This is a genomic window from Acetatifactor aquisgranensis (assembly GCF_943193215.1).
GTDB lineage: Bacteria > Bacillota > Clostridia > Lachnospirales > Lachnospiraceae > Acetatifactor > Acetatifactor aquisgranensis.
Genome location: NZ_CALPDH010000019.1, coordinates 54,719 through 68,338, shown reverse-complemented (window position 1 = coordinate 68,338; position 13,620 = coordinate 54,719). Strand labels below are relative to the sequence as shown.

Sequence of the window (13,620 nt, the reverse complement as noted above, 5' to 3'; positions counted from 1 at the left end):
AACCGGGGAAATCACATAGCATTCTGTCTATACGGCTTTCCGTCTATATGACGCCCAGCCATTTTAATGCATTCGGAATACCGTCATCCATTACATCCGTGGTCACATAGTCCGCAATGTCCCGGAGGGCCTGTGTGGCATTGCCCATGGCGATGCCTGTTCCGGCGCACTGCAGCATCTCCAGATCGTTGCTGCTGTCGCCCACAGCCACCGTGTCCTCCATGGGAATCCGCAGCCTCTCCGCCAGAAGCCTTATGCCATTGCCCTTGGAAAAGCCCGCAGGCGTCACCTCCCAGAACCCCTGCTCCCTGTCGATGAAAGAAAGTTCTTCCCCAAACTCCTGCCGGAACCCCTCTGCCCGCCAGTCCTCATCCGAGAAGAAGAAAAACTTGTCAAAATGGCCGGGGGCCTCTGTCCAGGCTTTGCAGATACCGGCCAACCCCTTTCCCATATGGCGGCGGAAAGTATCCGTCCGAATTTCAGGCAATGTCCTGGCATAGATGTCCTCCGCTCCCTCCAGCAGCGTATCGATGCCATATCGGTCCAGCCCCTCCATAATCCGGCGTCCCTGCCTCTCCGATAAAGTACTGTGCCAGAGGATTTCCTCCCCATACCGCGCCATGGTGCCGCAGCCCAGCAGATACCCGTCGAACCTCTCCTGATTCGGCAGCCAGTCGCCCACCATCCTCCAGGTTCTGCCCGTATTGACGATACAGATGTGGCCGTTGCTGCGCGCGCCGCGGACGGCCTCCCTGGTACTCTCCGCCAGCGTATGCGTCCCATTGCCAATCAGGGTTCCGTCAATATCGAAAAATATCAGCTTCATCTAATGCACCTCTGTCCCTTTCCGTTCTTTCGTTCCGGATACTGATTTCTTGCCTTTCTTCTTTTTCCCGGGCTTTGGAGGCTTCAATTCCCTTTCAATATCGTAGACATCGCCCTCCTCTGCCTCTTTACTGTATTCCCGCAGCTCCGGCAGGACGGCGTGGAGCTCTTCCTCTTCCTCCGGAATCTCAGGCTCTGCCGTAATGCCCTTCGGGCGCTGCTGCACGGTCTCTCTGCCGAAAGACCGCTTCTCCTCTGCTTCTTCACTGCGGGGGGCGGGCCCTGTTTCCTGATTTTCCTTTACTTTTTCCCGCTTTTTGGCCGCGTCCTTTTTTGCCTTTCCCCGGCTGCCGGATTCTTTCCGATGCTTTGCTTTCTTGCGGGATTCTTCTCTTTTCCGGTTCCCGGATGTTTTTTCCTTTCCTTCTTTTTCGGCGCCCTCTGCCGCTTCGGAATCCGGCCTTTTGCTGTCTGCGGGGAGCCCCTCCTCTGAATCGGATGCCGCATCTGTTTCCGTTCCTGACGTCCTGACTCGCTCTGTGTCCTCCCCCTCTATAGCCACTGCAGATTCTTCCGGAGGCTCCTCTGCCATATCCGCCGGCGTTTCCTCCCCGGTCTCTCCTGCCGTTCCCGCTGCGCTCCTTTCCGCAGACTCCTCTGCCATATCACCCGATGTTTCCACCCCGGCTTCCTGATTCTCCTTTTTCCCATAGGGAATGCTCCCTGACAGAAGCAGCGCGGCCTTGGCGCTGACCGGCCCCGCCATCTCATAGAGCACAGATGAAGACAATATGATAGTCAGCATCATGCTGCCCGTCTCCGGCGGCAGCATCCTCTGTCCCAGGAACGCAAGGCCGATGGCCACTCCCGCCTGGGGAATCAGGGCCAGGCCCATGAAATTGCGGATTTCCCTGCTGGTCTTCATGCACATGCAGCTGATATAAGTCCCCATGTACTTTCCGATGATGCGGACGATAAAATACCCTACCCCTATGGCCCCCACAGTCCGCAAAGCCCCGATGTCCAGGTTCATGCCCGATACAATGAAGAAAATGGACATCACCGGCGGCGTGAAACTGTTGATCTGGCGGAACAGCTTCTTGTCCCTTGTAAGGTTTATGTACACAGCCCCGAACACCATACAGGACAACAGCGGCGAGATATCGATGGCCGCGCAGATGCCGCTCAGTCCCAGCAGCATGGCGATGGCCAGAATCAGCCGGTTGTCCTTGCTCCTAGCCGGAATCAGCAGGCGGCTCAGAAAATATCCGCAGAAGATACCCAGCACGATTACCAGCAGGTTGTATGCTATGGGGAGCAGGATATCATGGGCAGAGAACCCTCCCGCCTCATTTCCGTTGATGATGGCGGACACGATGCTGAACGCCAGCAGGCACACCACATCGTCCAGCGCCACAATCTGCAGCAAAGTATCTACGAACTCTCCCCTGGCTTTGTACTGATTGATTGTCATCATGGTGCTGGCAGGCGCCGTGGCCGTGGCGATGGCCCCTAAAATCAGCGCGAATTCCCAGTTCAGGCGGAACACCAGCTTCAGGACCACCGTCACCAGCACCCCCGCCGTCAGGGCTTCGCTGAGAGTGATGACGATGATTCTCTTCCCTGTCCGCATCAGCACTTCCTTTTTAAAGAACTTTCCCACACCGAACGCTATGAAAGCCAGGGCCAGGTCGCTCACGAAGCCCATCCCCTCTATCATGGGCGCCGGGATGAAATTCAGGCAGCAGGGGCCGATCAGAATGCCCGCCAAGATATAGCCGCTTACTTTCGGCATATTCAGTGTGTTCGTCATCCTGGTCAGGATGAATCCGGAAAATAATATGATGGAAAGCGTCAAGAGCACCTCCGTCTCCGTATTCAGCTGACTCAAAAAATCTACCATGTCCATCGCTCTCCCTCGTCTGTTCAGGCCCCGCCTTGTACATTATGCTTAATATTTTATGATGATACCGAGTATAGCACAGCAATCCGGAGGAATCAAGCGGCGCATTCTGCAAGATGATACAAAAATCTGTTTTTGCAAAGAGAGCCTTGATTTATGGCTTCATTCTACTATATAATGATAATAAAATCTCAACACAAACTATACGGAGGGAAAGCCATGCTGGAATTTCGATATGACACACAATTGCTGATAGAAGGGGAAAATCTTGACGAAGACCGGATTACGGAATATTTCACGGACAACTTCAAGGGTGATTGCCTGCTGGCGGTGGGTGATGAGGAATTGATCAAAATCCATTTCCATACCAACGAGCCCTGGAAGGTACTGGAGTACTGCGCGTCTCTGGGCGAGATTCATGACATCGTCGTGGAAGATATGGACAGGCAGGCCCGGGGGCTGAAAGGGTAAGGCTCGCAGGAGGACATGAACATGACAAAGCAGAGTACTTATTCTGTGCCGTATCTATACGACAATATTGCAGCAAAAAGAACTTCCGCTCCTCTCACGGTAAGCGTCCCCGGCTCTAAGAGCATCACCAACCGCGCTCTTCTGCTGGCTACGCTGGCGGATGGGATGTCCACTCTGCGGGGAGCCCTTTTTTCCGATGATTCCCGCCATTTTCTGAAATGCATACAGGACCTAGGGTTCGAGGCGCAGACGGACGAGGCGGCGCGCATCATCCATGTCAGGGGCATGGGCGGCGCAGTCCCTCTCCCCGAGGCCAGTCAGTACGTGGGGAGCGCCGGAACCGCAGCCCGCTTTCTGACAGCGTTCCTGGGGCTTTCCCAGGGCGTATACCATATGGATGCCTCAGAGCAGATGCGCAGGCGTCCCATGGCGCCGCTGCTCGATTCTTTAAGGGAGCTTGGCTGCGAAGTCATCTATGAAGCAGACACCGGCGAAAGCCTTTCCTCCGCAGCTCCTCCGGAGGCATCTCTCACGGAAAACCTTTCCAGGGAAATCTCTCCTTTGGGAGGTTTTCCCAAGGGAAGTTTTCCCTTTACATTGCGGAGCCACGGTTTCCGGAAGAACAGCATCCGCGTCAATATCGATGAAAGCAGCCAGTTCCTGAGCGCGCTGCTGATAGCCTCCTGCCTGTGCAAAGAGGACTTTACCACTTCCGTGGAGGGTACCCACGGCATGGCCTACATCGAGATGACCCGGAAGATGATGGCACAGTTCGGCGTGGAGACCCTGGCGCAGGATGAAAGGACATTCCTGACCAAAGCCGGGCAGCATTACAGGGCCCTGGATTATCAGATAGAGCCTGACGCCTCCGCCGCCTGCTATTTCTATGCCATGTGCCCGCTCCTGCATATCCCGGTGCGGGTGGACAATGTGCATTTCGATTCCCTCCAGGGGGATGTGGAATTCATCCGGATATTGGAACGGATGGGCTGCCAGGCGAAAGATACTCCACGGGGCATCCTGCTGGAGCCTCCGGCGGCGGAAAGGTTCCACGGCATCACCGCGGATATGTCGGCCTGCTCCGACCAGGCCATTACCCTGGCTGCCATCGCCCCCTTTGCGGATGCCCCTACTACCATCACCGGCATCGGGCACATCCGTTTCCAGGAGAGCGACCGCATCGCCGCTATCGCTGCAGAGCTGTCAAAGATGGGCTGCCGCTGCGAGGCGCGCACAGACAGCATCACCATTCACCCGGGCGCGCCGAAGCCCTCCACCGTGGAGACCTATGACGACCATCGGGTGGCCATGGGCTTCTCTTTGACCGGGCTGCGCAGCCCCGGCATCGTCATCGCCAATCCCGGCTGCTGCCGCAAGACCTTTGAAGACTATTTTGAGGTATTGGATCAGGTGGCCGGGTGGGCCATGTCATAATGTCATAAGTCAGCTTTTGACGCGGCAGAACCCCGGATGCCGATTCCGGGGCTCTGCCCTTTTGTAATGGATTCATCTATCCTGCGGCTCCAATATCCCTGTATACTGCCTTTCAGCGGCTCAGGAGATTAACCACCGCAATGCCATACCCCGGCAGGGTCAGGGTATCCGTAATTTCCGCGCCGGTGACCATATCCCTGCCTTTTACGCCGGAAACGGCCATCTCTTCTTTATTCCAGTTCAGATAGAACTCATAGACGCCCTCTTCACCGCTCCTGACATGGCATTCCACGCCCTCTGCCAGCTTTCTTACAGGGATTCCGGCATCCGCCATCATCTGCTCGAACAGCGGGCGCATTGCGGACGCCTCGGTTCTGGCCGCCACATAATAGGCATTGCCCTTTCCATGGCTCTTACAGGTCATCGCGGCAGTGCCCTGATAGAAATCGGAGGCGTAGACGCCCAGCACCCGGGCATCCTGTACCCGCAGCACCTCCGCATAATCTGTCACTTCCCAGACTTTTCCGGATTCAGCCCGTCCGCCGCAGCCGCTGTCCGCACAGCCCATCTCCTGCCCGGCACAAAGTCTCTCATCCGTCACCACGATACCATTCCTGTCCGCAGGATACAGAGAGTCGATTTCCTCGCTGACAATGCCGAACAAATCCTTAAGCCCGTCCCCCGGGAAACCTCCCAGGTAGCAGAGCTGATCCGCATCCACATACCCCAGCAGATAGGTGGCCAGAAGCTGCCCGCCCCTCTCCACGAAAGCTTTCAGGTTCTGTGCCGTCCCCGGCTGCAGCATATACAGCATGGGCGCCACCACCAGGTCATACCGGTCCAGATTCTCATCGGAGCCCACGATGTCCATGTCCACTCCCAGCCGGAAGAATTCTTTCCAGATATTGATACAGGTCTCCTCATGTTTTTTCGTTTTCCGGCCCAGGCCCTGCATGTCCTCGATGGCCCAGCGGTTGTCCCAGTCGAACAGCATGGCTGCTTTGGTCTTTACAAGCGTTCCGGCGGCAGGGGCCATTTTTTTAAGCAGCTCTCCCACCTCTGCCACTTCCCTGAAGATCCTCGTGTCGTCCGTCCCGATATGATCCACTACGGCACCGTGGAACTGCTCATAGGAGCCGCGCCCTTTCCTCCACTGAAAATACTGCACGGAATCGGAGCCGCAGGCCACTGCCTGCACACAGGCCAGCCTGTGGATGCCCGGACGCTTCACCTTGTTCACTTCCTGCCAGTTCACCAGGCCCGGCGCGCTCTCCATCATCATGAACGGTACATCGCGTTTTAAAGAACGCATCAGCGCATGCTGGAAAGCCGTCTCCCAGGCGGTGTCCGTCAGGGTCTCCCAGTCGTTGTGGAACATAGGATAATTATCCCAGGACACCACGTCCATATCAGGCGCCATCTTCCGGTAGTCCAGCCCGCCGAACATCCGCATCAGGTTGGCTGTCACCGGGATATGGGGCGTCACGCTGCGCAGCACGTCCCTCTCCGCTTTCATGAAATCATTGGTATTCCATGTGGTAAAGCGCTTCCACTCCAGGTTCAGGCCCATGACGCTGGTCTCGCCGTGGATGAAAGGCGGCTCTATCTGGTCAAAATTGTTGTATCTGTGGCTCCAGAACGCGGTCCACCATGCTTTGTTGAGCTTCTCGATGTCATGGTCATACTTCTCGGCCAGGTAGCTGCGGAATCTCCGGATACAGTGCTCACAATAGCATTCCCCGCTGAATTCATTGGAGATATGATACATGATCACGCCGGGATGGGAACCGAACTTTTCCGCCAGTTTCCGGTCTATGAGGGCCACTTTCTCCCTGTAGACGGGGGAACTCATACAGTGGTTATGACGGCCTCCGTGGTGCTCCCGCTGACCCATTTTGTTCACCCGCATGGCCTCCGGATATTTCTCGTCCAGCCATGCCGGCCGGGCGCCGGAGGGCGTGGCCAGCACGGTATAGATGCCGTTTTCATACAGCCTGTCTATGATTTCCTCCAGCCATTCAAAATGGAATTCTCCCTCCGCGGGCTCCAGGACGGACCAGGAAAATATGCCCACACTGGCGCTGTTGATGCCGGCTTTCTTCATCAGCCGCACGTCCTCTTCAAGAATATCCGGCCTGTCCAGCCATTGTTCCGGATTGTAGTCGCCGCCGTGGACGAATCCTTTCACCTGGGGGAACAGAATCTTCTTCTCCATATGTATCTATCTCCTTTTTGGTTTTGCGCATTTCGCTGCTTTCAGTATAGAGGCTTTTCCCACAGAAGTCAACAGCCATGCTTTCCCTGGATTTTCTATTGCTTTTCTTTCCCAAAAAATGTATACTTAATGGCATAATACATCAGAGGTGAATCATATGAGCAGAAAAAGAGCAGTCGTGTCCCTGGGGCACGAAGCATTGGGATATACCACAGGAGCACAGAAAGATGCCGTAAAGGTCACAGCCAGGGCCCTGGCGGACCTGGTGGAGGAGGATTACCAGCTGACCATCACCCACAGCAACGGCCCCCAGGTCAGCATGATCCACAAGGCCATGACGGAGCTGCGGCGGGTCTATACCGACTATACGCCTGCCCCCATGTGCGTATGCTCGGCCATGAGCCAGGGATACGTAGGGTACGATATCCAGAACGCCCTGCGCAGCGAGCTGCTGGGGCGGGGCATCCCGAAGCCCGTGAGCACGATCCTCACCCAGGTGACGGTGGATCCCTATGACGAGGCTTTCTACGAGCCCACCAAGGTCATCGGCCGCTACATGACGAAAGAAGACGCAGAAGCGGAAGAAAAGAAAGGAAATTACGTCCGGGAGACCACGGGCAGGGGTTTCCGCCGGGTGGTTGCCGCCCCCAGGCCTATCGATATCGTGGAAATCGAAGCCATCCGCGCTCTCGCCGATGCGGATCAGGTGGTCATCGCCTGCGGAGGCGGCGGGATTCCCGTCATCGAGCAGCAGCATGTGCTGAAAGGCGCCTCTGCTGTCATCGAGAAAGATGCCATCGCCGGAAAATTGGCGGCGGATCTGAAATGTGATGAACTGATTATCTTTACCGGCGTGGAATGTGTGTACCGGGATTTCGGCGGGGAGAATCAGGCTCCCGTCGCTGCCATGACCGTAGCCCAGGCGAAAGATGCGATTTCCCAGGGACAGTTCGAGGAGGGCACCATGCTGCCGAAGATTGAGGCGGCTATCAGCTATCTGGAAAAGGTGCCGGCCGGGAGAGTGCTGATTACCTCCCTGGCCAGGACGAAAGACGCTGTGCGCGGGAAAATCGGAACCGTCATCACTGCTTAATCAAGCTGCAGGGGCTGTCGCACTAAGTAATTGATGCGGCAGCCCCTCCCGTTAATTGTACATGTCTCAAGTCACAATACATCATCAGGCACGCTAATGACTGCAAGCAGTGCGCCAATCAGGATGCAGAAATCCGACAGATTGAACACCACCCGGCGGAGAGGCTTCCACCTGACATTGAATGTCAGGTAATCCACCACGTACCGGCGCTTCAATCTGTCGTAGGTATTGCTGAATGCCCCGCCCAGCAGAAGCGAAAGCCCAAGGCGCAGCAGGCGGTTCCCCCTCTGTCCCAGGCTGCACACGAACACCGCCGCCATCACGGCAGACAGTGCCACGGACACGGCGGCCACCACCGGACGCCGCCTCTCCCCCAGGTTCAGCATCGCGCCCTTATTATGGTATTTGCGGATCAGGATGCGGCCGTTCCGATATGTCCTGGGTTCCGGCGCTTCTCCCTCTGTCCGCTGCTTCATCACATTCCCTTTTGCGTCCGTGCCGCTTTCCTCTATCCGGTTCTTAATCCACATCTCTCCGAAAAAGATTCCTGAAATAATCGTTAGATACCCGATTAATGCCATATTCCCACGCTCCTGTCCTTTCCTGTTATTTCGCCCCATATCCCTCGTCCCGGAACGCCCCGGGCGTCGTCCCCGTATGCCGCCTGAACATATCATAGAAATGCTTCCTGCTGCGGAACCCCGCCTCCAGCCCCACTTCCTCCACCGTCAGCTCCGTCTCCCACAGCAGCGCCGCCGCCCGGTTGACCCGGAGGATATTCACATAGTCCGTGAAAGACATGTCAAAGGTCTCCCGGAACAGCCTGCTTAAGTAGCTGGCATTGTAGGAGCTGACCCGCGCCAGTTCTTCCAGGGTGACGGTGGCGAAATGCTCCGACAGATATTCCAGCAGCGGCGTGATGGCCCGGCGGTGCCCAACCTGGGTCTGGTGCCCGGCCTGGAACCGCAGCAGGCTCACGCAGAGCCTCTCCGCGCTGCTCTGCATCATATGCTGGTAATAGCTCTCCTGCCGTTCCCGTTCCAGCAGCAGATCCTCATAGATATTTTCCACCTCCAGCAGCGTCTTCCCCGTCAGGTGCAGAAAGGGCATCAGCCCGTCTGTGGGCAGGCCGCTTTTTTCCTCCAGGAAAGCGCAGGATATGATGCAATTGTATATCATCAGATCCTCCAGCGGGAAATTGGCATGCACCTGGCCCGGACGGATACAGAAAATGTCGCCTTTCTGCAGAATATAATTCGTGCCCTCCAGAAAAGCCACGCCCCGGCCGCTGTGCACATAGAACAGCTCCAGAAAATCCACATGGGTGTGCAGCCGCTCCGGTTCGTAGGAGTCCAGAAAGATTTCCGACGGCTCCTGCTTTCCCTCCCGCGCCCAGAGGCTGGCGGGGCTCTTTCTGCCCTTTTGGAGAAAGTCTCTGCTGGCCCAGACAAAATCCTCTCCTGCCCATTCTTTCATATAATAATGCAACATCTGCGCCTGGCGGCTCTCCTGGTCTTCCATCTGTTCCTGCCCTCTTCCTCCTCTCGTCCATGCAAACGTCCCGGAAATGCACACCAGCCCCGCAGAATCCGAAGATTCCGGGAAACCGGCCCCCTTTTCTGCTTTCCGGAGCCAGCCTGGTGGATTGGATTATCCAAAAATTCAATACAAAACAGTCATCTGAGGATATTGTCCACAGACTTGATTTTCTCTATTATAGAGAGTAGGGGTACCTGCCGGACTTTAGTCCCATGGACATCCCCTGCAACTATTATAGTATAAAGATTGGCCGGATGAAAGGAGATTTTTATGGAACTGAACTCCAAAGTGCTCTATGACAAAATCATGGGATGCTGGAACGGAAAAAACATCGGCGGGGTCCTGGGCGCTCCGCTGGAGGGGAGGAGGGGCGTTTTCGACGTGCAGTTCTACCTGCAGGAGGACATGGACGGCAATCCCCCTCCCAATGACGACCTGGATTTGCAGCTGGTGTGGCTGGCCGCCGCCGAGAAGTACGGCCAGCAGCTGACGCCGGAGATTCTGGGGGAATACTGGCTCACTTTCATCACGCCCCACTGGAACGAATACGGCAGAGGAAAAGGCAACATGACCGGCGGACTGGTCCCGCCCTTAAGCGGCCATGTGGAGAATACTTACCACAACAGCTGCGGCTGCTTCATCCGCAGCGAAATCTGGGCCTGCCTGTGCCCGGGCAATCCTGACCTGGCGGTAAAATACGCCTACCGGGACGGCGTAGTCGACCACAGCGAGGACGGCCTCTATGGGGAGCTGTTCTGCGCCGCTCTGGAAAGCGCCGCTTTCGCGGAGTCCGACAGGGATACTCTGGTGGAAATCGGCCTTTCCTACATCCCGGAGGACTGCCTCGTAGCCACAGCCGTCAAGCTGGCCCAGGAATGCTTCCGCCAGGGCCTGACCTGGCAGGAGGCCAGGAAACGCATGATGCAGGAGGTTCCCGGCACCTTCGGCATCCAGGGCAGCACGGACGGCAATACCGAGGGCTTCCCCACCTCCCCCGCGGGCAACGACGCCCCCAACAACATCGGCCTGATGATGATCGGCTGGCTCTATGGGGAGAACGACTTCGGCAAGAGCCTGTGCATCGCCGCAGGCTGCGGGGAGGATACGGACTGCACCGCGGGCACTTTGGGGGCCATCCTGGGCATCATCCAGGGCAATGCGAGGCTGCCGGAAGAATGGCTGCGCCCCATCAACGACAAGATAAACACCCTCTGCATCGAAAAGACCAAGGCCCATCTGCTGGGCGGAATCCCCGGCACGGTGACGGAGCTTTCCGACAGAATCGCCCAGGCCATCCCCAGGTTCCTGTACCGGGATATGTGCGAGCTCCTGCCCGAGGGCGGATACCGGGTTTTCTCCCAGGGGAACCTGTTCTGCACCGCCCGGAACGCTAATTTCGTGCCCGGCATAGGAGGAGTAGGGTTCTCACATGACAGGAATCCGGTATTCCACGAGAAATTCAGCCCCATGACAATCCGCAGAGACCATCACATGTTCCGGCTCTATCTGGAGCACCCACAGGGCGTGTTCCTGCGAAACGGGGAAGAGCTTGCGCTGCGGCTCACTGTGGAGGCCACCGCTTTTTGCTGCCAGCAGTGGATGAATATCCGGATATATGCCCCGGACTTCCTGACAGTGCGCCCGGGAAAATCTTTAAGCCTGCCGCTGCACAATACGCTGCAGACGCCTGCCGTGGTGGATTTGACTCTGGCCGCGGCAGATGGTCTCTGCGATGGGATGCCTGCCGGGGAAGCGGATGTCCTGATAGAGGTGTCCCTGGCCGGGCGGCACAGCTATGAGGTCATCAAGACGCGGCTGTACATAAGATGACTTTTCCTGTCAATCCATGTCAGGGCCGGTATACATGCCGGCCCTCTCTTTCAATCCTTTCATCATGCGGGACGAAATCAGGCATTCGTCTCCGTTCACCATGTAGATTACCCGGTTCTGGAAATCGATTTCCCGGATATTATCCCTGTTCACCAAAAAAGACCGGTGGCAGCGGTAGAATCGATCGTCCACCTGTTTTTCGATTTCCTTGATTTTCCCCAGGAATTCCATCTGGCGGTTCTTGCAGTGGAGGATGATTTTGTGCACATTGGGGGAAGTCTCGAAGAAGAGGATGTCGTCGTAGTCTATGGTAAATATTTTTTCATTTACTTTTACGGAAAAGTTTGCGTGAACTTTGTTGTTGGCGGAGGCGAATCTCTGGTTGGCTTTCAGGATGCATTCGTACACTCTTTTTCCCAGTTCTTCCGGGTTGTCCTTTAAAATGAAGTCCAGCGCCTCCAGTTTGTAGATGAATGTCATGTAGCTCATTTCGGAATGGGTCGTGATGAATATGACGAAGCCTCTGGGGTCATATTTTCTGATTTCCTGCGCCAGGGTCAGGCCTGTCATGTCCGCGCCCAGTTCGATGTCCAGGAAGTACAGGCCCACTTCTTCTGTCTCTTTCACTTTGTCCAGGATGACATAGGGGTCTTCGGAGACGCAGCACAGCTCCATGTCCAGGTCTTCCATGAGGACGATGTTTTCGATAATCTGCTGGATTTTGTCTCTTTCTATTTCGATGTCTTCACATATATATATTTTCAACATACTGGATTCTCTCCTTATGGCTGCGGCTTTGCCAGGGCGGGGGTGGGGGTTCCGGGTGGCTTTGCTGGGGCATTTCGCTTTGCGGGCGCTTACCTTAGGAATTGTCGGAAAATAACCGCTACAATTTGTTTAGGAAAAAGCCCGGAAATACAATAAAAATTGCTGCAAACTTGTAGCGGTTATTTGTAGACACTTCCTTATTATCATTATCACGAAATGCCCGGGGATTGTCAACCTATACTTATACTGCATAACGCCGGAATTTATCATACTGAAATTTGCCAGGCAAGCGACATTCTCAGTCTTTTATCAACTCCAGGAATGTATCTTCCAGCGTCTCGGATGCCTCATAGAGGCCTGTCAGCACCACATTGTGGGATGCCAGCAATTTTGCCACATCATTCTTTTCCTCCTCGCTGATGCCGATCCGTACCTCTTTCTCATTCTGGGAGAGCACTTGATATCCGTTCTCCCGGAGGATTCTCTCTACCGCTTCCGTATCCAGGCTTTCGATGACATAAGCGATCTGTCTCTTCCTGTCCCCATGGAAATCCATGCACTGGATGACCTCTCCTTTTTTGATCATAATGGCCCTGTCGCACATTTTTTCCAGTTCGCCCAGCAGGTGACTTGAAATCAATACGGTGATGTTCTTTTCATCTGCTATCTTCCGGATGTATTCGCGGACTTCATAGATGCCTTCCGGATCCAGGCCGTTGGTGGGTTCATCCAGCACCAGCACGTCGGGATCCTTTAACAGGGCCTGGGCGATTCCCAGTCTCTGCCGCATGCCCAGGGAGTATGCTTTGACATTTTTGTCTGCGGCATCTGTCAGGCCCAGGAGTTCCAGCAGCTCTTTTGCTTTCTTCTTTCCTACGCCATTGAGTCCGGCAAAGTACATCAGGTTCTGGTAGCCTGTGTTGTAGGGATAGAAATTGGGGGTCTCGATCATGCAGCCGATATCTCTGACGCCGCTTAAGTCCACTTCTCCGGTATAGTTTCTGGTCAGCCCTACCAGAATCTTCATGATGCTGGTCTTCCCGGCTCCGTTGGGCCCGATCAGCCCTACAATCTCCCCTCTTTTCAGTTCAAAGGACACATGATTCAAAATCTGGAAATCCTTTGCCCTTTTGCTGACATCGTTCACTCTTAATGCACAACTCATATTTTTCCTCCTGATTCTGTGGATATCTTCCCGGAATCCCGGGAAAACGTTTTGCCGCTTTCCCCGCCTGAGATTCCAAGAGCATAAACGCACTGGTTCTTCCTGACAGCCGGAGTCCGCCCTGGCCCCTTCCGTTTTATATCGATAGCAAAATCACAGGGCGGATTCGGTTATCTGAATCCTATTATAAAGCAAAAATCTTTATTTCCCCTTTTCTGTCGTAAATGCCTGTTTTTGAATCATGAATGCTGTTTCCCTTGTCAGTCTATGCACATTATACTATAATGAATTGGATGCCGGGATTGGCTTGTGCGTCCCGGAGTTGGATTTGGGGCGGCTTTGGATTCGAGTCGGCTTTAGATTCGGGGCGGCTTTGG

The 13,620-nt window shown here is 55.3% G+C and carries 11 protein-coding genes; 4 read left to right on the top strand and 7 right to left on the bottom strand.

What is annotated here, in order from left to right; all coding sequences use genetic code 11:
- Positions 1–43: 43 nt before the first annotated feature.
- Positions 44–826: an HAD family hydrolase gene (locus NFS35_RS16700; RefSeq protein ID WP_251208264.1), complete on the bottom strand. Its 783-nt coding sequence runs from the start codon at positions 824–826 to the stop codon at positions 44–46.
- A complete protein-coding gene (locus NFS35_RS30040) occupies positions 827–2,728 on the bottom strand; it encodes a cation:proton antiporter domain-containing protein (RefSeq protein ID WP_251208263.1) in 1,902 nt (633 codons plus the stop codon).
- Between the two features lie 219 nt (positions 2,729–2,947).
- Here NFS35_RS30040 and NFS35_RS16690 point away from each other — a divergent pair, with 219 nt between their 5' ends.
- Positions 2,948–3,199 (top strand): kinase to dihydroxyacetone kinase, encoded by a 252-nt coding sequence (locus NFS35_RS16690; protein ID WP_251208262.1) that lies wholly within the window; start codon positions 2,948–2,950, stop codon positions 3,197–3,199.
- Between the two features lie 21 nt (positions 3,200–3,220).
- Positions 3,221–4,633, top strand: coding sequence for a 3-phosphoshikimate 1-carboxyvinyltransferase (locus NFS35_RS16685; RefSeq protein ID WP_251208261.1), 1,413 nt, complete (start codon positions 3,221–3,223; stop codon positions 4,631–4,633).
- A gap of 112 nt (positions 4,634–4,745) precedes the next feature.
- Here NFS35_RS16685 and NFS35_RS16680 read toward each other — a convergent pair whose 3' ends face one another.
- Positions 4,746–6,848 (bottom strand): beta-galactosidase, encoded by a 2,103-nt coding sequence (locus NFS35_RS16680; protein ID WP_251208260.1) that lies wholly within the window; start codon positions 6,846–6,848, stop codon positions 4,746–4,748.
- A 157-nt stretch (positions 6,849–7,005) separates the two neighbouring features.
- Between NFS35_RS16680 and arcC the strand changes: the two genes are divergently transcribed.
- A complete protein-coding gene (arcC, locus tag NFS35_RS16675) occupies positions 7,006–7,941 on the top strand; it encodes a carbamate kinase (protein WP_251208259.1) in 936 nt (311 codons plus the stop codon).
- Positions 7,942–8,012: 71 nt separating this feature from the next.
- Here arcC and NFS35_RS16670 read toward each other — a convergent pair whose 3' ends face one another.
- Positions 8,013–8,522, bottom strand: coding sequence for a signal peptidase II (locus NFS35_RS16670; RefSeq protein WP_251208258.1), 510 nt, complete (start codon positions 8,520–8,522; stop codon positions 8,013–8,015).
- 25 nt (positions 8,523–8,547) lie between these two features.
- Complete coding sequence (locus tag NFS35_RS16665; RefSeq protein WP_251208257.1) at positions 8,548–9,462, bottom strand: helix-turn-helix domain-containing protein; 915 nt, start codon at positions 9,460–9,462, stop codon at positions 8,548–8,550.
- A gap of 288 nt (positions 9,463–9,750) precedes the next feature.
- Here NFS35_RS16665 and NFS35_RS16660 point away from each other — a divergent pair, with 288 nt between their 5' ends.
- On the top strand, positions 9,751–11,310 hold the full coding sequence (locus NFS35_RS16660; RefSeq protein WP_251208256.1) for an ADP-ribosylglycohydrolase family protein: 1,560 nt from the start codon (positions 9,751–9,753) through the stop codon (positions 11,308–11,310).
- A gap of 9 nt (positions 11,311–11,319) precedes the next feature.
- Here the strand turns inward: NFS35_RS16660 and NFS35_RS16655 are convergent, their stop codons facing one another.
- Complete coding sequence (locus NFS35_RS16655; protein ID WP_251208255.1) at positions 11,320–12,078, bottom strand: LytR/AlgR family response regulator transcription factor; 759 nt, start codon at positions 12,076–12,078, stop codon at positions 11,320–11,322.
- A 298-nt stretch (positions 12,079–12,376) separates the two neighbouring features.
- The gene (locus NFS35_RS16650) at positions 12,377–13,243 is read right to left on the bottom strand and encodes an ABC transporter ATP-binding protein (RefSeq protein WP_251208254.1); all 867 of its coding nucleotides are present in this window, start codon (positions 13,241–13,243) and stop codon (positions 12,377–12,379) included.
- Between the last annotated feature and the right edge of the window lie 377 nt (positions 13,244–13,620).